Annotated in this window: 10 protein-coding genes; 9 read left to right on the top strand and 1 reads right to left on the bottom strand. The window is 66.7% G+C overall.

Features of this window, described 5'->3' with window-relative positions; translation table 11 throughout:
* The first annotated feature begins 329 nt into the window (after positions 1-329).
* The 8 genes from AC5P65_RS10185 to AC5P65_RS10150 all read left to right on the top strand — a co-directional run bounded on the left by AC5P65_RS10185 (position 330) and on the right by AC5P65_RS10150 (position 13,949).
* Positions 330-3,458: a TonB-dependent receptor gene (locus AC5P65_RS10185; RefSeq protein ID WP_111098461.1), complete on the top strand. Its 3,129-nt coding sequence runs from the start codon at positions 330-332 to the stop codon at positions 3,456-3,458.
* 129 nt (positions 3,459-3,587) lie between these two features.
* Positions 3,588-4,346, top strand: a complete 759-nt coding sequence (locus AC5P65_RS10180; RefSeq protein WP_111098460.1) for a SapC family protein — start codon at positions 3,588-3,590, stop codon at positions 4,344-4,346.
* 3 nt (positions 4,347-4,349) lie between these two features.
* Positions 4,350-5,372 (top strand): cupin-like domain-containing protein, encoded by a 1,023-nt coding sequence (locus AC5P65_RS10175; RefSeq protein ID WP_111098459.1) that lies wholly within the window; start codon positions 4,350-4,352, stop codon positions 5,370-5,372.
* 14 nt (positions 5,373-5,386) lie between these two features.
* Positions 5,387-6,916 (top strand): tryptophan halogenase family protein, encoded by a 1,530-nt coding sequence (locus AC5P65_RS10170; RefSeq protein ID WP_111098458.1) that lies wholly within the window; start codon positions 5,387-5,389, stop codon positions 6,914-6,916.
* A gap of 165 nt (positions 6,917-7,081) precedes the next feature.
* Positions 7,082-8,575, top strand: a complete 1,494-nt coding sequence (gene xylB / locus AC5P65_RS10165; RefSeq protein WP_111098457.1) for a xylulokinase — start codon at positions 7,082-7,084, stop codon at positions 8,573-8,575.
* A 43-nt stretch (positions 8,576-8,618) separates the two neighbouring features.
* Positions 8,619-9,953, top strand: a complete 1,335-nt coding sequence (xylA, locus tag AC5P65_RS10160) for a xylose isomerase (RefSeq protein ID WP_111098456.1) — start codon at positions 8,619-8,621, stop codon at positions 9,951-9,953.
* A 31-nt stretch (positions 9,954-9,984) separates the two neighbouring features.
* Entirely contained in the window at positions 9,985-11,394 is a 1,410-nt protein-coding gene (locus AC5P65_RS10155; protein ID WP_010485699.1) for a sugar porter family MFS transporter, read from the top strand.
* Complete coding sequence (locus AC5P65_RS10150; protein ID WP_111098455.1) at positions 11,391-13,949, top strand: glycoside hydrolase family 3 protein; 2,559 nt, start codon at positions 11,391-11,393, stop codon at positions 13,947-13,949. Before AC5P65_RS10155 ends, AC5P65_RS10150 begins: the two co-directional genes overlap by 4 nt.
* 8 nt (positions 13,950-13,957) lie before the next feature.
* Here AC5P65_RS10150 and AC5P65_RS10145 read toward each other — a convergent pair whose 3' ends face one another.
* The gene (locus AC5P65_RS10145) at positions 13,958-15,016 is read right to left on the bottom strand and encodes a LacI family DNA-binding transcriptional regulator (RefSeq protein WP_180833033.1); all 1,059 of its coding nucleotides are present in this window, start codon (positions 15,014-15,016) and stop codon (positions 13,958-13,960) included.
* A 92-nt stretch (positions 15,017-15,108) separates the two neighbouring features.
* Here AC5P65_RS10145 and AC5P65_RS10140 point away from each other — a divergent pair, with 92 nt between their 5' ends.
* Positions 15,109-17,283, top strand: coding sequence for an alpha-glucuronidase family glycosyl hydrolase (locus tag AC5P65_RS10140; protein ID WP_277817662.1), 2,175 nt, complete (start codon positions 15,109-15,111; stop codon positions 17,281-17,283).
* The last annotated feature ends 26 nt before the right edge of the window (positions 17,284-17,309 follow it).

Genomic DNA, 17,309 nt, shown 5'->3' with positions numbered 1-17,309 from the left:
GTGCCGCGCGCTGCTGGTTTGCTGCGCTGCATGGTGACAAGCGCGAACCGGGGTGATTACTCTCCGCTGCAACGCGATGGTAGCGCTACCAGTCGGACGGGGATCCAAGGTCCAGGGGCTGCCTTCTTTGCCGCGTGTTTGTCCTGGCAGGCTTGAAAAGCAAGTGTAAGTCGCGGTGTGCCCGAGCACCCGTGCTGTTCGGTTTGGAATGCGGGCCACGCCCGTGCGTGCCCCTGGGAGGGGGCGGTACATCCATTCGATCGTATGTCAGAGGGGACTTTCATGAGCACTTGCAGTTTCCGCGGCACCCTGGCCCCGAGGTCCGGCTCATGAGCCGCGCATTCGCGAAGTTCCGGTCCCGGGCCATGTTCACCTTCGTGGGTGGCGCCCTGGTCATCAATCCTGCCTTTGCGCAGGACGCAGCACCGGCGACCGGGCAGCAGCCGCAGAGCCAGTCGCAGCCCACCCAGCTAGATGCAGTGCAGGTCACGGGCATACGCAACAGCCTGAGCCAGGCCATGGACATCAAGCGCGACTCGGCGGGCGTGGTCGACGCCATCAGCGCCGAGGACATCGGCAAGTTCCCCGATACCAATCTTGCCGAATCGTTGCAGCGCATCACCGGCATCTCCATCGAGCGCCGTGACGGCGAGGGTGCGCAGGTGACCGCGCGTGGCTTCGGCCCCCAGTTCAACATGGTCACGCTCAACGGTCGGCAGATGCCGGGTGCCGATGCATTCGGTGCCTCTGGACAGGTCGCCATCGGCGGTGTCGACGGCGGCACCCGCGCCTTCAATTTCGCGCAGCTGGCCGCCGAGGCCATCAATGGCATCGAGGTCTACAAGACCAGCCAGGCACAGGTGCCCAGCGGTGGCATCGGCGCGACGATCAATATCCTGACCTCGCGCCCGCTCGATCACGCCGGCATCGTGGCCAACGCCGGGGCGAAGCTGGTCTCCGACCAGAGCCAGCCGTTCGATAATGACCTGACACCGGAGCTGTCGGGCATCTTCAGCTACAGCAATCCGGAAAAGACCTTTGGCGTCAGCCTCAGCGCGAGCCAGCAGAAGCGCAAGGGTGGCTCGGTGCAGGCCACGGAGAACTACTGGAACGTGCAGCCGTGGACAGGGTCGATGCCGGGCAACCCGACCGTGGTCAATGCCCCGGCCGTCGGCCAGCTTTACGCGCGGCCCAACGACCTGCGCTACGCGTTCTCCGAATTCGAACGCGAACGCGTCAACGGCCAGGCGGTGCTGCAGTTCGCACCGACGGACAGCCTGACCCTGACCGTGGATTACACCTACTCGACCAACGAAATCACCGAGAATCGTGGCGAGCAGGGCATGTGGCTGCAGAACAGCAACTACACCAACGTCGAGTTCGACACCAGTGGCGCCGTCGCGACGCCGGTCTACATCCGTGAAATCGCCGGCACCAAGGATTTCGGCCTGGAACAGCAGCGCAGCATGCAGGAGTACAAGCTGGGCTCGCTGGGCTTCAACGCCGTCTGGAATGTCAGCGACCGCTTCAAGCTCAGCTTCGATGCGCACAACTCGAAGAACGAGAGCCGCCCGAATGATCCGCTGACCGGCGGTGGTTCGATCTTCATGAGCATCGCCGGCACCAACAACTGCACCCGTGGCCCGCATTGTGGCGGCTCCTGGGTGCAGGAATTGAACTTCAACAATGGCCTGCCGGTTGGCACCCAGGTCTGGTATCCCAGCACCGCCGATGCGGTCGCCGGGACCAATGGCGTGGTCAACCCGGGCTTCCAGGAAGGCGAGGTTGGCACGCAGGTGCTGCGCGTCAACGCGCAGACCCAGATCAGCGAGATCAAGCAGGCGCGCGTCGATGGCGAATGGAACTTCGACCACGGCCGCTTCCAGTTCGGCGTGGACACCAACAAGTCCACCACCCACCGCATCCAGGCCGCTGAGGCCTACTCGACCCTGGGCGACTGGGGCGTAGCCAACGTGGACCGGGATACCGCCGCAGGCCTGATGGACCTGCTGCAGCCGGTCAGCATCGTCGGCCTGTTCGACGACTACAGTGCCAACAGCTGGCCGGCCTGGCGCGGCAATGCCGGACAGCTCGCGCAATGGGCATCGGGCGAGTACGGCGTCGGCCTGGGTGTGAACCCGCAACGCGCGGCCGACAACTTCGTGGAAGAGAAGACCAAGGCGGCGTACTTCCAGGTGGAACTGGACGGGGAGCTGGGCGGCATGCGCACCAACACCCGCCTGGGCGTGCGCTATGAAACCACCGACGTGGTGTCGACCTCGGTCATTGCCGTTCCCGAATCCATCGAGTGGCAGGCCAACAACGATTTCCGCATCGTGCTGTCCGATGAGCAGCAGCCCTTCACGGAGAAGGCGCGGTACAGCTACATCCTGCCCAACCTTGATTTCAGCATCGACCTCACCGAGGAGCTGAAGGGCCGTGTGTCGTTTGGCAAAAGCATCGCCCGCGCGCCGTACGGCAATCTCTATGCAGGACCCGGGGCCCAGCAGCCGTTCGGCTCGGTGCTGATCGATCCCTCCTCGCGCGCCAGCGGCAATTCCCAGAACCCGAGCCTGAAGCCGCTGGAATCGGACAACCTCGACCTGGGGCTGGAGTGGTACTTCGCCGATGCCAGCTATGTGTCATTGACCTACTGGAACAAGTCGGTCAGCAACTTCATCGGCAACACCGTCGTCCAGGAAAGCCTGTACGGCCTCACCGACCCCACCTCCGGGCCGGATGCACGGGCGGCGTTGGACTTCCTGACCAGCGGTGCCTGCGTCGCCCAGGTCGGGCCGGCCAACGCGGCCGCCTGCTCGGCCAACGACACCTCGCTGTTCACCGCACTGGCGTTGCTGCGCAACAATCCTGCTGGCCTGGGCGCCTACAACGGAACCGATGCGCAGGTTCTGGCTACCGAAGCGGCCTACGATCTGTATGGGCAGGCCAACGATCCGCTGTACCAGTTCAACGTCAATCGCCCGATCAACCAGAACAAGTCCAAGCTGCACGGCTGGGAGCTGGGCGGGCAGTACTTCTTCGGTGACACCGGGTTCGGCGTACTGGCCAACTACACGGTGGTGAAAGGTGATGTCGGCTACAACAACGGCGGCGATCCGGGTATCGACCAGTTCTCGCTCACCGGCCTGAGCGACACCGCCAACGCCATGCTGATGTACGAGAAGTACGGGTGGTCGGTGCGACTGGCATGGAACTGGCGCGATCAGTACCTGATCCTGGCCAACCAGGGCTCCAGCCGCAATCCGTACTATGTGGAGCCGTACGAGCAGTGGGATCTCAGCGTCAACTACGCGCTCGATGACCACTGGTCCTTCAGCCTGGAGGCGATCAACCTGACCGGTGAGGATGTGCGGTGGCGCTCGCGCACGTCGCAGATGATCGTCAAGCTGGCAGACCAGAGCCCGCGCTACATGCTGGGCGTCCGCTACAAGTTCTGAACCTGGTTGCCGATGCGTCCGGCACGGCACCGCTGCCCGCCAGCGGTGCCGTGCCGGGACGGTGTCGCCGCACCTGTCGCGCCTGCGCTACCCTGCCGGCCAGCAACCCGCATTGGACTGGATACCCTGATGGCCCGCTACGAAATGCTCAACAACATCGCGCATCGGGACCTGAAGGTCGCCACCGGATTCGGGCCGCAGTTCGGCGATGCGGTGGGCATGGTGCCGGCCTATCCCAGCGAGTTCGCTGAACTGCAGCGTGAGTATCCGATCTTCCTGCGCAGGGAAACCGGGTCAGAAGCGTGGCAGTCCGTGGCCCTGCTGGGTTTCGAACAACACGAGAACCTGTTCCTGCAGGACGGGCGCTGGAATGCCTCCTACCTGCCTGGTGCGGCCGCCAAAGGGCCGTTCCTGATCGGGTTCCAGGAGCACTACGTGGATGGCCTGCTCACCCAGGATGCGGTGATGCACGTGGACCTGGACCATCCGCGCGTCACCGCCGGCGCCGGTGAGCCGGTGTTCCTGCCGCAGGGCGGCAACACGCCCTACCTGGACCACATCGCCGGCGTGCTGCGCGGCATCCACGAGGGCAGCGCGTACGCGGCCGCAATGTTCGCGATGCTCGACGACTGCGGCCTCATCCAGCCGGTCACGCTCGACGTGCAGATCGCGCCGCACCACCGGGTGAGCGTGAGCGGATTGCACGGCATTGACCGCGAGCGCCTGGCGGCGCTGGACAGTTCGCGCCTGGCTGCGTTGAACCGCGCCGGTTACCTGGAAGGTGCGTACCTGATGCTTGCCTCGCTGCATAACATGCGCCGCCTGATCGCCGAGAAGCAGCGCCGCCTCCGCGTCCAGGACGGCACCGCGCAGGCGGTCAGGAACTGACCGGTGCACGCCCGCCTGCCGATGCGGATCCTGGAAGGAATCGATCCTGCCGCGTTGCCATTGGCTGACCTGGTGGACGCCGGTGAGCCGGTCGTACTGCGCGGCATCGCCAGCGGTTGGCCACTGGTCCAGGCCGGACTGGGCGGCGTGCACGACGCGATGGTGTACCTGTGCAGCGTCGATGCGGGTGCGCCCATCCAGTACTCGTTCGGCGGTCCCGAGATCGCGGGCCGCCCGTTCTACAGCGCGGACTTCACCCGGCTGAACTTCGAAGTGCGGCGTGGCGGTCTGGCCCAGGTGCTGGAAGAGATCGCCACGACGCTGCATGCGCCTCGGCCGCCAACCTATTACGTGGCCTCGCTGCCGATCGAGCGTGCACTGCTGCCGGCATTCGCGCAGGCCAACGACGCCGGGCTGGCGAAGCAGGGCATCGACGCCACCGCCAGCATCTGGATCGGCAACCGGGTGACGGCCTCGTGCCATTTCGACACACCCGACAACCTCGCCTGCTGCGCGGTGGGGCAGCGCGAGTTCACGCTGTTCCCGCCCGCCCAGATCGACAACCTCTATCCGGGCCCGCTCGATCCCACGCCGGGCGGACAGGTGGTCAGCGTGGTGGACTTCGAGCGCCCCGACTTCGATCGGCATCCACGTTTCCGCGAGGCACTGGCACATGCACGCAGCGCGGTACTTGGACCCGGCGATGCGATCTTCATTCCCAGCATGTGGTGGCACCATGTACGCAGCCTGGAGCCGTTCAACGTGCTGGTGAACTACTGGTGGCGAAGCTCGCCGGCCTGGCTGGGGTCGCCGCTGGCGGCGCTGCAGCACGCGATGTGGTCCGTGCGCGACCTGCCAGCGCGTGAGAAGCAGGCCTGGGAAGGGCTCTTCCGTTACTACGTATTCGGCCCCGGCGAGCGCGCGGGGCAGCACCTGCCTGACCCCGCGCGCGGAGATCTGGCACCGTTCGACGAGCAGCGCGCCCGCCGCATGCGCGCGATGCTGCTGGGCAGGCTCAACCGTTGAGAGAGGGCACCGCGTTGGATACCGAGAGCACGCCTGCAGGGCGCATCCGCAAGGTGGTCATTGCCGGTGGCGGTACAGCGGGATGGCTGGCCGGCTGCGCGCTGGCGCATCAGTTCCGTGACCAGCTGCAGATCACGCTGGTCGAGTCCGAGCAGATCGGCACGGTCGGCGTCGGTGAGTCCACCGTGCCGCCGATCCGCACCTTTCATCGCTTCCTGCAGATTGACGAGCAGGAGTTCCTGCGCGCGGTGGCCGGCACCTTCAAGCTGTCGATCTCGTTCGAGAACTGGCGGCTGCCGGGGGATCGCTTCTTCCATCCGTTCGGCACCATCGGCCATGGCACCTGGGCGGCTCCCTTCCATCACTTCTGGCTGGACAGCCTGCGCCGCGGCATGCCCTCGGACCTGGGCGACTTCTGCCTGGAGAGCATCGCGTCGCGCGGCGACCGCTTCTCGCTGCACACCCAGCCGCAGGCCAGCTATGCGTATCACTTCGATGCCAGCCTGTATGCGCGGTTCCTGCGCCGCAGGGCCGAGGCCAACGGCCTGCGCCGGATCGAAGGCAGGATCGCCCAGGTCAGGCAGCACGCGCACGACGGCTCGGTTCAGGCTCTGGTACTGGACGACGGCCAGGTGATCGAGGGCGATCTGTTCATCGACTGCACGGGGTTCCGTGGCCTGCTGATCGAGCAGGCGCTGGGCACCGGCTACGAGGACTGGCACGAATGGCTTCCGTGCGACCGGGCCGTGGCGGTGCAGACCGAAGCGGTGGCGCCGCCGGTGCCCTATACCCGGGCGATCGCCCACGAGGCGGGGTGGCGCTGGCACATCGCGCTGCAGCACCGCGTTGGCTGTGGGCTGGTGTATGACAGCCGCCATCTGTCTGATGACGAGGCCGCCGCGAAACTGCTGCGCGATGCAGGGGCTCCACCTTTGCGCGACCCATGGAACGTGCCGTTCCGCAGCGGGCGCCGGCTGAAGGCCTGGAACAGCAACGTGGTGTCGCTCGGGCTGGCCAGCGGTTTCATCGAACCGCTGGAGTCGACCAGCATCCATCTGACGATCAGCGCGGTGGTGCGCCTGATCCAGTTGTTCCCGTTCGACGGCATCCGTGCGTCGCTGGTGCAGTTGTACAACGATGTCAGCCGCCAGGAAATGGAGCACGTGCGCGACTTCATCATCCTGCACTATCACGCAACGCAGCGCACCGAACCGATGTGGAAGGCGTGTCGCGAGATGAGCGTGCCCGGATCGCTGCAGCAGCGGTTGCAGGCGTGGCGCGAGCGTGCGCACGCCTGGCAGGACCCCGGCGAGCTGTTCCGCATCGAGTCCTGGACCAGCGTGCTGCTCGGGCAGGGCATTCCGCCAGGCCCGCCGCATCCGCTGGCGCGGGCGGTGAGTGACGCCGATCTGCGCACCCTGTTGAAGGGCATCCAACAGCCCGTGCATCACGCCGCGGCGCGGATGCCGACCCAGGCGGAGTTCATCGCGCAGTACTGCAGGTCCGGCGTTGACGTGTGGCGTTCGACGGCAGCAAACGCATAGCAGGGTTTTGCGTTGCAGCACGCTTTTTCTGCTGCAGCTGGTTACAGTGCGGGAACACCGCAGGCGATGACGCATGCGGTGGCAACGAGGGGGCCGGACAGCACGCCCCCTTTTTGAGTCCACGGAATGTTAGCGCTACCTTTTTGTTGATCGGAGGCGGTTTCGATGGGTCTGGTTGCAGGGATCGATGCAGGGACGCAGAGCCTGAAGGTGCTGGTCTACGACCCGCAGGCGCAAGCGGTGGCCGCCGTCACCAGCGCGCCGCTCACGCTGGACAGCGGTGCCGACGGCAGCCGTGAACAGGCGCCTCCCGACTGGGTGTCGGCCCTGCGCGACTGCTTTGCCAGGATCGACCCCTCGCTGCGCGCTCGCATCGTCGCACTGGCGGTATCGGGGCAGCAGCATGGGTTCGTGCCGGTTGATGATGCTGGCGAGGTACTGGCGCCGGCCAAGCTGTGGTGCGACACCAGCACCTCGGCCGAATGCATCCAGATCATGGACGCCGTGGGCGGATTCCAACGGACCATCGCGCTGGCGGGCAACCCGATCCTGGCCGGCTACACAGCGTCCAAGCTGCCCTGGACCCGGATCCACCGTGCCGACGCCTATGCGCGGCTGGCGACCATCCTGCTGCCACACGACTACCTGAATTTCGTGTTGACCGGGCAGCGGTTCTGCGAGCTTGGCGATGCGTCCGGAACCGGCTGGCTGGACGTGCGCACACGCACCTGGTCGCAGGAACTGCTGCGCGCCACCGATCCTGATCGTGATCTTGCCGCCTGCCTGCCGCCGATCGCCGCACCCGACGCCCTGTTTGATATCGCGCCGAAGGCCGCGGCCGCGCTCGGGCTTGCAGCGGCGGTGAAGGTGGCCGTTGGCGGCGGCGACAACATGATGGCCGCGATCGGCACTGGCTGCGTCACCGAAGGCCGCCTGGCGATGAGCCTGGGAACGTCTGGAACGCTGTTTGCCTATTCCAGCGCGCCGGTGATCGACGCGAACGGCGCCTGGGCCGCGTTCTGCTCGTCCACGGGAGGATGGCTGCCGCTGATCTGCACCATGAACTGCACCGTGGCGACCGAACAGGTGGCCCGTGCCTTCGGCTTCAGCACCCGCGACGGCGATGCGCACCTGCGCGCGACGCCACCGGGAGCAGGCGGGCTGGTGATGCTGCCCTTCCTCAATGGCGAGCGTACGCCGGACCTGCCGCTCGGCAAGGGTGTGCTGGCCGGCCTGGACACCGCCAACTTCACTCCGGCGCACCTCTACCGCGCCGCCATGGAGGGCGCGACCTACAGCTTGAGGTACGGCTACGACGCCTTCGTCCGCGCGGGCATGCAGTTTGATCGCATCGTGCTCACCGGCGGTGGCAGCAACAGCGCTGCCTGGCGTCAACTGGTGGCCGATGTGTTCGGCCTGCCCGTGGAGGTCCCGGTGCAGGCCGAAGGCGCGGCGTTTGGAGCGGCGCTACAGGCGCTGTGGTCGCTCGCCAGGGCGCAGGGCAACGCCACTTCGATCAGCGACATCACCGCACGGCACGTCACCGTCGATCCCACGCTCTCCGCGCGCCCGGATCCGGACCGCAGCGATGCCTATGCACGGGCCTACGCACGCTTCCTCAGTCATCTTGATGCCATCACGCCGCTGCAGCGCGGCTGATGGCTCCTCCACGCCACCCCGTACAACGACAGGAGCACGCACCATGAGCACGCAGCCCTTCATCGGCGCCAAGGAATACTTCCCCGGCATCGGCCGCATTCCGTTCGAGGGCAAGGGCTCGGACAATCCGCTTGCCTTCAAGGTCTACGATGCAGACCGGGTCATCGGTGGCAAGACCATGCAGGAGCATCTGCGCTTTGCCGTGTGCTACTGGCATACCTTCTGCAATGCCGGGCACGATCCGTTCGGCCCGGGTACCCGGCAGTTCCCGTGGGAGGCGGGCTCGCCGCTGGCCACGGCCGAAGCGAAAGTGGACGCGGCGTTCGAGTTCTTCACCAAGCTGGGCGTGCCGTACTGGTGCTTCCACGATATCGACCTGGCGCCGGATGCCGATGATATCGGCCAGTACCAGAAGAACCTCACGCACATGGTGGGCCTGGCCAAGGCGCGCCAGGAGGCCACCGGCGTCAAGCTGCTGTGGGGCACGGCCAACCTGTTCTCGCACCCGCGCTACATGAACGGTGCATCGACCAATCCCGATTTCGCCGTGGTGGCCCGCGCCGCGGTGCAGGTCAAGGCCGCCCTGGAGGCCACGGTCGAACTCGGTGGTGAGCACTACGTGTTCTGGGGCGGGCGCGAGGGCTATGCGTCGCTGGCCAATACGCAGATGAAGCGCGAGATCGAGCACTTCGCACGCTTCCTGACCATGGCCCGCGACTATGGCCGCAGCATCGGCCTGAAGGGCAACTTCCTGATCGAGCCCAAGCCGATGGAGCCGATGAAGCACCAGTACGACTTCGACAGTGCCACGGTGGTGGGCTTCCTGAAGGAACACGGGCTGGACAAGGACTTCAAGCTCAACATCGAGGCCAACCACGCCACGTTGTCCGGCCATACCTTCGAGCACGACCTGCAGGTCGCGTCCGATCATGGCCTGCTCGGCAGCATCGATGCCAACCGCGGCAACGCGCAGAACGGCTGGGACACCGACCAGTTCCCCAGCGATCTGTACGACACCGTGGGCGCGATGCTGGTCGTGCTGCGCCAGGGTGGGCTGGAGGGCGGGTTGAACTTCGATGCGAAGGTGCGCCGTGAGTCGACCGACCTGGAGGATCTGTTCATTGCCCACATTGGTGGCATGGACGCGTTCGCACGCGGCCTGGAGGTTGCCCATGCACTGCTGACCGAGTCTCCCTGGGAGCAATGGCGCAAGGAGCGCTACGCAAGTTTCGACAGTGGCGCCGGCCAGGAGTTCGAGCGTGGCACGCTCAGCCTGCCGGACCTGGCGGCACTGGCCGCCCGCCTCGGCGAACCGCGCCAGGCCAGCGGCAAGCAGGAGCGTTACGAAAACCTGCTCAACCAGTACCTGCTGCGCTGAGCGCGGCAACGGCGCACTCAAGGGGACGGGGATGAACCAGGCAGCAGGCAGCGGTGAGAACACGCGGCTGATCGTACTGATCAGCGTGGTGGCGACGATTGGCGGTTTTCTGTTCGGCTTCGACAGCGGCGTGATCAACGGTACCCAGGATGGCCTGCACCAGGCGTTCCGGTCCGGTGAGTGGATGCAGGGGTTCGAGATCGCGTCGATGCTGCTGGGCTGTGCGGTGGGCGCGTTCAGTGCAGGCCGGCTGGCCGACCGCTTGGGCCGTCGCAACGTGCTGATCCTGTCGGCAGTGATGTTCCTGCTGTCGGCACTCGGCGCCGGGGCAGCGGTGTCGTCGGGCTGGTTCATCGCCGCACGGGTGGTGGGTGGATTCGCGGTCGGCGCGGCCAGCGTGATCTCGCCGGCCTACATTGCCGAGGTCGCTCCGGCCCGCTATCGCGGCCGACTGGCTACGGTGCAGCAGATCGCCATCATCACCGGGCTCACCGCTGCCTTCCTGTCCAACTACCTGCTGGCGGCTGCAGCGGGCGCGTCGACCGAACCGCTGTGGGGCGGGCAGGCCGCCTGGCGCTGGATGTTCTGGATGCAGGCCGCGCCATCGCTGCTGTTCCTGCTGCTGTTGCTGACCATTCCTGAAAGCCCGCGCTACCTGGTGGTAAAGCGGCGCAAGGACGATGCACTGCGGGTGCTGACCCGGCTGCTGGGTAGCGACAAGGCCCGCGCCACGCTCGAGGAGATCGATGCCTCGTTGTCCAACGACCATCATCGCCCTCGACTGTCCGACCTGAAGAGCCGGGCGACCGGGCGGATCCGCCCGATTGTCTGGGTCGGCGTCGGGCTGGCCTGCTTCCAGCAGCTGGTCGGCATCAACGTGGTGTTCTATTACGGCGCCGTGCTGTGGCAGGCGGTCGGCTTTTCCGAAAACGACGCGCTGCTGATCAACGTGCTGTCCGGCGCGCTGAGCATCGGTGCCTGCGTTGTCACGGTACTGCTGATTGACCGGATCGGCCGCAAGCCCCTGCTGTGGTTCGGCTCGGCAGGGATGTCGCTGTCGCTTGCACTGGTGGTGGTGGCCTTTGCCAGCGGTTCGCTGGCGGACGGGCACCTGCAGCTGCCCGGTCGCATGGGCACGCTGGCGCTGGTGGCGGCCAATGCCTACGTCGTGTTCTTCAATCTGTCCTGGGGGCCGGTGATGTGGGTGATGCTGGGCGAGATGTTCCCCAACCAGATCCGCGGTTCGGCCCTGGCGGTCGCCGGCGCGGCGCAGTGGACCTCCAACTTCGTGGTCACGGTGACGTTCCCGATGCTGCTGGCCGCGGCAGGGCTGGCAGCCACCTACGGCATCTACCTCGTCGCTGCCGTGATCTCGGTGATTTTCGTGGTCCGGCACGTGCACGAGACCAAGGGCAAGGAACTGGAGCAGATGGAAGGATGAGCGCCATGACATCGCAGGCCTTGGTAATCCGCAGTGGCACGCTGGTCGCCGCACTGATGCTGGGATTGTTCGGCTGCCGCGGCCAGGACCGGGCTGCCGCCGCCGCAGCCACCGACAAGGATCCCTGGCCGAAGGTCACCTGGCCGCTGGCCGCAGATCCGGCACTGGAGAAGCGCATCACCGATCTGATGGCCGGCATGACGGTGGAGGACAAGGTTGGCCAGCTGGTGCAGGGCGACATCGCCAGCGTCACCCCCGATGACGTGCGCCGCTACCGGCTCGGCTCGATCCTGGCCGGAGGCAACTCCGATCCCGGCGGCCGCTATGACGCCTCGCCGGCCGAATGGCTGGCGCTGGCCGACGCTTTCTACGACGCCTCCATGGATACCTCCAAAGGCGGCAAGGCCATCCCTCTGCTGTTCGGCATTGATGCCGTGCACGGGCAGAGCAACATCATTGGTGCCACGTTGTTCCCGCACAACATCGGGCTGGGCGCCACGCGCAATCCGGAGCTGCTGCGGCAGATCGGTGGCATCACCGCGCTGGAGACCCGCGTCACCGGCATGGAGTGGACGTTCGCGCCGACCGTTGCGGTACCCCAGGATGATCGCTGGGGACGCACCTACGAAGGCTACTCCGAATCGCCGGAGGTGGTGGCCAGCTATGCCGCCGCCATGGTGGAGGGATTGCAGGGCAGGGTGGGAACACCGGAGTTCCTCGATGGTCGCCATGTGATCGCCTCGGTGAAGCACTTCCTGGGCGATGGGGGCACCACTGACGGCAAGGACCAGGGCGACACCCGTATCAGCGAGTCAGATCTGGTGCGCATCCACGCGGCCGGATACCCGCCGGCAATCGCCGCCGGCGCGCAGACCGCAATGGCGTCGTTCAACAGCGTCAACGGTGAAAAGATGCATGGACATCGGCATTACCTCACCGATGTGCTCAAGGGTCGCATGAACTTCGGTGGCTTCGTGGTGGGTGACTGGAATGGTCATGGACAGGTCAAGGGCTGCACCACCACAGACTGCCCGGCCACCATCATCGCGGGCCTGGACATGGCGATGGCCTCGGACAGCTGGAAGGGCTTCTACGAGACGACGCTGGCTGCGGTCAAGGACGGCCGGATCACGACGCAGCGGCTGGACGATGCAGTGCGCCGGATCCTGCGGGTCAAGTTCCGCCTTGGGCTGTTCGAGGCCGGCAGGCCATCCACGCGGGCCGTCGGCGGGCAGTTCGCACTGATCGGCGCGCCGGCACATCGCACGGTTGCCCGGCAGGCCGTGCGCGAATCGCTGGTCCTGCTGAAGAACCAGAACGGCCTCCTGCCGCTGTCGCCGAAGCAGCGGATCCTCGTGGCCGGCGACGGAGCCGACGATGTCGGCAAGCAGGCCGGCGGCTGGACGCTCAACTGGCAGGGCACCGGCACCACCCGCAAGGACTTCCCCAATGCGGACACGATCTACGAGGGCATCGCGCGCCAGGCCAGCGCGGCCGGTGGTGAAGCCGTGCTTGCCGTTGACGGTCGCTATGCAGTGAAGCCCGATGTGGCGGTGGTGGTGTTTGGCGAAGACCCCTATGCCGAGTTCCAGGGAGACCGGCCGACGCTGGCGTACAAGCCCGGCAACGAAACGGACCTGGCGCTGCTCAAGCGGCTCAAGGCCGAAGGCATACCGGTTGTTGCGGTTTTTCTGAGCGGGCGGCCGCTCTGGGTGAACCGGGAAATCAATGCCGCCGATGCCTTCGTGGCTGCATGGCTGCCGGGCTCGGAAGGCGCCGGCATTGCCGATGTACTGCTGCGCGGAAGCGATGGCCGCGTGCAGCACGATTTCAAGGGCAAGCTCAGTTTCAGCTGGCCGCGCACCGCCACCCAGTACGCCAACAACGTTGGCCAGAAGGACTACGATCCGTTGTTTGCGTTCGGCTTTGGCCTGACCTACGCCGACAACGGCGACCTGGCCCCGCTGCCGGAAGCATCGGGCGTGACCGGCAACGAGAGCGCGACCGGCGTGTTCTTCGCGCGTGGTGATGCAGGCCCCGGCATGGCGCTGCGCCTTGAGCAGGCCGCAGGCCAGGGCCTGACCGTGACCCGCGTGCCGGATGCATTGCCCGATGATCGGCTGAAGATCACCGGCGTGGATCATCTGGCGCAGGAGGATGGGCGACGCCTGGCCTGGTCGGGCAAGGGCGAGGCCGTCGCTGCACTGCAGTCGCACACGGCGCTGGACCTGCAGCGCGAATCCAACGGCGACCTGATGCTGCTGACCACGCTGCGGGTCGACGCTGCGCCGCAGGGGGAGGCGTGGCTGTCGGTCGGTTGCGGCGCGGGCTGCTCGGCACGCATCGCCATCGGGCCGTCGCTGGCGGCGCTTCCACAAGGCCAGTGGAAGCGTGTTGGCGTGCCGCTGAAGTGCCTGGCCAAGGCGGGCGCCAAGCTGGACGCGATCGACCGGCCGTGGTCGGTGGTGACGGGCGATGCGATGACGATCTCCGTGTCACGCGTCGCGCTGGGTGCGCTGAACGAAGCCGAGGTCACCCTCGGATGCGGAGCATGATGCCTGCGCTACCGCCGCCGGGGCGGCGCGGCGACCGAACCGCGTGCGATCAGCCGATGCGGCATCACATGATCGCGCAGCACCGTTGCGTCCGCCGCCGGACGGCGGATGGTGCGCAGCAGGATGTCGACGGCCGCGTTGGCCATCGAGGCGATGGGCTGGTGGATCGTGGTCAGTTCCGGCCACACGGTGGTGGCGGCCGAGGTGTCATCGAAACCCACGACCGACAGGTCGCGCGGCACTTCCAGCCCGCGTCGGTGCGCGACGGAGATGGCGGCGGCGCCCATGTCGTCGTTGCTGGCGAAAATCGCGGTCGGTGGGCGGCGTTGGGACAACAGCTTTTCGGCGGCAGCCAGGCCGGACCGGTAGGTGTAGTCACCGTGTTGGACCAGGCCAGGCTCCACCGCAAGCCCGGCCTCGCGCAGGGCGGTGACGAAGCCGTCGTAGCGGAGCGCACTGGCGCTCAGGTCATCGCGCCCACGGATGAAGCCGATGCGGGTGTGTCCCTGCCGGAGCAGGTGCTCGGTCATTTCCCTGCCCGCACTGAAATCGTCGATGCGGACGCAGGACAGGGCCTCGCTCAGGCGCCCCGATGCGATGGCCACCACCGGAATGCCAGCCTTGACCAGTTCGCTTACGGCGGCCTGCGATTCGCACAGCGGCGGCGGCAGGATCACCCCGTCGACGCGTCCGGCGAGCGCGCGCGCCGCCCTACGTTCGGATTCGGCATCCAGGTTGTCCCAGTAGTCGATGACCAGCTGGATGGCGGAACTGGAGGCGACGCGCAGCAGGCCCACCAGCAGTTCGCGCAGGTAGGCGCCGCTGGGGTTGGTGTAGATCAGCGCAATGCGCGTGTGCTGTGCGGCGGCCAGCGAACTGGCGGCAAGATTGGGCGTATAGCCCAGCTCACGCACGGCGCGCAGCACGCGCTCGCGGGTGACGTCGCGCACCTTGCCCTGGTTGATCACCCGCGACACGGTCATCGGCGAAACGCCGGCAAGGGCCGCAACCTCGTCGATCGTCACGCCTGCGGTTCTGCGGCGAACCGATTTCTTCGGCTTGTCCAATGCACGATCCCTTTGTTCTTGGTGGCGCTGCCGCGGGGGTGCGAAGGACGATGATGCGCTGCCCCGGGCCCGGACGTAGTCTACAAAGGCGCATGTTAACGCCCTTGTTGCGTGCTGTCGGCACGCGCCTGTGGGCCGTGGTCGTGCTGCTGGCCTGTGCTGGCGTGGCGCGGGCGGAGGATGGCTACGGGCTGTGGATGCGCTACCAGCCGGTTGCCGCAACGGTCGCTGCCGATTACCGGCGGCAATTGGCCGAAGTGGTGGCCCCGGATTGCACGCCGATGCAGCGCGCTACCCGCGACGAGCTTGCGCGCAGCCTCCCTGGATTGCTGGGAACGGCGCCGCCAATGCGAACGGCAATCAGTACTGACCATGCCCTGGTGCTGGGTACGCCGCAGTCTTCGGCGCTGGTCGCCGCGTTCGGCAACGAGGTTGCCTCGCTGGGCGACGAGGGCTTCCTGATCCGGCGGGTCCGGATCGAGGGGCGCGATGTACTGCTGGTGGCGGCACGCCGGGATGTCGGCGTGCTGTATGGCACGTTCCATCTGCTGCGCCTGTTGCAGCGTGGCATGCCGCTGCAGGGGCTGGACGTGCGGGAGTCGCCGCGGGTCGCACTGCGTGTGCTCGACCATTGGGACAACCTGGATCGTTACGTCGAGCGTGGCTATGCAGGCAGCTCCCTCTGGGACTGGCAGACGTTGCCGCAGTGGCGTGACCCGCGCTACACCGACTACGCCCGTGCCAACGCCTCGCTCGGCATCAACGGCACCGTCCTCAACAACGTCAACGCCAGTGCGCTGAGCCTGTCGCCGGCCTATCTGGCCAAAGCCGCCGCGCTGGCCGACCTGTTCCGCCCCTATGGCATCCGGGTCTACCTGAGCGCACGCTTCAGTGCGCCCATCGAGCTCGGCGGCCTGGCGACGGCTGACCCGTTGGATCCCGGCGTGCGGCGCTGGTGGCGCGACAAGGTCGATGAGATCCATGCGCGCATTCCGGATTTCGGCGGCTTCCTGGTCAAGGCGAACTCCGAAGGGCAACCCGGCCCGCAGGATTACGGTCGTTCCCATGCCGAGGGCGCCAACCTGCTGGCCGACGCGCTGGCGCCCTACAACGGTGTGGTGATGTGGCGGGCCTTCGTGTACTCGCACGAGGTTCCCGAAGATCGCGCCAAGCAGGCATACAGCGAGTTTGTCGGGCTGGACGGCGCCTTCCGCCCCAACGTGATCGTGCAGGTGAAGAACGGCGCCATCGACTTCCAGCCGCGCGAGCCGTTCCACCCCTTGTTCGGCGCGATGCCGCGCACGCCGCTGATGATGGAACTGCAGATCACCAAGGAATACCTGGGTTTTGCGACGCACCTGGTCTACCTGGGAACGCTCTACGAGGAAGTGCTGCAGGCCGACACCCATGCACGCGGCGAAGGCTCCACGGTCTCCCGCGTCGTCGATGGCTCGCTGGAGGGTCATGCGCTGACCGGTATCGCCGGCGTCGCCAACATCGGCGTGGACCGCACCTGGAGTGGCTCGCACTTCGATCAGGCCAACTGGTACGCCTTCGGCCGACTGGCCTGGAACCCGCAGGAATCCGCGCGCGCGATTGCCGAAGACTGGGCAGCGTTGACGTTCTCGCCCGACCCGCAGGTGACCGGCCCGATCGTGCGGATGATGATGGACTCGCGCGAGGCGGCAGTGGACTACATGACGCCGCTGGGCCTGCACCACCTGATGGCACGCGGCCATCACTACGGCCCCGGCCCTTGGGTGGACGGAGGCCCGCGTGCGGACTGGACGTCGGTGTACTACCACCGCGCAGACAGCCAGGGCATCGGTTTTGACCGCAGCGCCGGCGGAAGCAACGCCGTGGGCCAGTACGCCCCGCAGGTCGCCGAGGTCTATGGCGACCCCGAGCGGGTGCCCGAGTCGCTGCTGCTGTGGTTCCATCATGTGCCGTGGGATCACCGCATGCGCTCGGGCAGGACGCTCTGGGATGAGCTGGTCGGGCGCTATTCGCGGGGTGTGCGCCAGGTGCGGTCGATGCAGGACACCTGGGCCGGCCTGAGCGACCGGATCGATCCGCAGCGGCATCGGCACGTTGCTGCGTTCCTGCAGATCCAGCACGACGAAGCGCAATGGTGGCGTGACGCCAGCGTGGCGTACTTCCAGTCGCTCAGCGGACGGCCATTGCCCGCCGGCGAACGGCCACCGCCGCAGCCATTGTCGTACTACCAGGCATTGCAGTTTCCGTTCGCACCGGGGGATGGCCGATGAGCAGGTTCGGAGCGGTCGGGTGTGTG

The sequence above is a fragment of the Stenotrophomonas sp. YJH_SMC_48-3 genome (assembly GCF_059369375.1).
Note: the sequence above shows the minus strand (reverse complement) of the source record. Positions and strands in the feature narration are given on the sequence as shown.